The sequence below is a fragment of the bacterium genome (assembly GCA_040757115.1).
Taxonomy (GTDB): domain Bacteria; phylum UBA9089; class CG2-30-40-21; order CG2-30-40-21; family SBAY01; genus JBFLXS01.
Genome location: JBFLYA010000415.1, coordinates 1 through 1,654, shown reverse-complemented (window position 1 = coordinate 1,654; position 1,654 = coordinate 1). Strand labels below are relative to the sequence as shown.

The 1,654-nt window shown below is 38.2% G+C and carries 2 protein-coding genes; both read left to right on the top strand.

Translation table 11 applies throughout. From position 1 onward, the window contains the following. The first annotated feature begins 203 nt into the window (after positions 1-203). Positions 204-458 (top strand): hypothetical protein, encoded by a 255-nt coding sequence (locus AB1422_19275; protein MEW6621443.1) that lies wholly within the window; start codon positions 204-206, stop codon positions 456-458. Continuing rightward, positions 455-832 (top strand): hypothetical protein, encoded by a 378-nt coding sequence (locus AB1422_19270; GenBank protein ID MEW6621442.1) that lies wholly within the window; start codon positions 455-457, stop codon positions 830-832. The genes AB1422_19275 and AB1422_19270 overlap by 4 nt, the downstream gene beginning before the upstream one ends. The last annotated feature ends 822 nt before the right edge of the window (positions 833-1,654 follow it).

The following is a 1,654-nucleotide window of genomic DNA, read 5'->3' as shown; positions in this document are numbered from 1 at the left end:
AGAAAAAAGAGGGCGAAGTGGAATTTTTTCCTAACAAGTCGTTGCAGTTGACGGCGGGGGACTGTGCCGTGGTCAGAGTTTTGTGGTCTCTCAAAGTTTTATCTTGCTATCAAACTTTTGTGGTAATTCTCCCCGCCGCACCTGAACTTTATCGTTAGCATATAATACAAGCATTGAATAACACGACACAAGGAGGGAAACAAATGAAATGGGCAGAAATACGAAAACAATATCCCAATAAGTTCGTATTAATAGGAGAAATATTAGAAGAGAAAATATCAGAAACTCAGTCGAAAATTCTGGAAGGAACGGTTTTGAAAATCAGCGATAAGGGAAAAGAAATTAGGCGAGTTTACCAACAATACAAGCATAAGGGCAAGGAAGTCTTATATTCTCTTCCTTCAACGCCTGAAGAATTCATTGTCGAAAATATTCCCTATAAAGGAATCATAAGATGAACTTTGAATTGAAGTATGGATTGATATGGCTCACGTTTGAACTGACTTATGAGGGGAACAGCGTAGTAATAGACAAATGCATTTTAGATACAGGTTCGGCAGCAACTGCGATTGATATTGACCTGGTCGACTTCAACTACCACAAATCTGCGATAGTCAAACGATTATTTGGGATAGGAAGAGGAACTCAAGAAGTAGTTTCTCAAAATGTGGAGAAAGTTATTATCGGAGGCAGAGAGTTAAACAATATCGAGATTGAATTTGGAGATATTCAAGCGGAATTAGGAATCAACGGGTTTGTTGGTAATGATATTTTAAGTCGGTTTAGTATCCTCATTGATTACCAAAAGCGAGAAATACAATTTATAGAATAAGTCAGAATATTGAGTAAGGGAAGATAATGGCAGACTATCATTTTATAGAACAAGGAATCTAACAGAGACTTAAAGCTGATTTTGGAGATGCTGTGCTTATGAATTTGATATTATCCGGTTTCTGGATAACATTACCATTTGGATGATATACAGAAACTGTATAATCTCTTGTTAGGAATATAACGGGCAGAGGAGGTAACCCTAATCTAATGAGCTACGGAGATCGCTTTCAGAAAACGATAGATATTTTGAGACAAGAGGAGAATAAAGAATTCCGGGCTGAGTATGAGAAAAAAAGATTAAAGAAGAGCAAAAACAAAGGTTGAAGGATCAAAACCAGAAGTTGATGAATTCCTATAAACCTTCTATCGAACGTGTATTAAGGACAGTTGCCAAAACGCTACACTGGAAGAACCGAAACGGATGGGGATGAAGACAAAAACGTAACGAGTTTTACATCTACCGCAGCGGTCCTCAACATGAGCATCGAGGTTATAACTATGAGCAAGGTTTTAAAATAGAAGCAAACCTGGACCATGGGGAATTAGTTGTTTTTCACACCAAAACTCCATTTGAAAGCGACGAAAACAGCCTGGGCTGTCGTTACTGGTACTACAGTAGCCCTCAATATATATTGGTGCAGAGGATACCATTCAAAGAATTTACTGAGGAGAATTTGGCGAGATTGATAGAGGATTACTGTATTACAAACAAGATTACAGGATAAGAGGACAAAAAATCTGTTGGGGGTGAGATTGAGGTCAAACCGTGAATGTGGAATGCACAATAATTCGGTGAGGCAGAGGAAAAGGAAAAGACAGC

Excerpts from the sequence above, each read along its gene's own strand:
- AB1422_19275 (MEW6621443.1), top strand. The coding sequence starts at position 204 with ATGAAATGGGCAGAAATACGAAAACAATATCCCAATAAGTTCGTATTA.
- AB1422_19270 (MEW6621442.1), top strand. The coding sequence starts at position 455 with ATGAACTTTGAATTGAAGTATGGATTGATATGGCTCACGTTTGAACTG.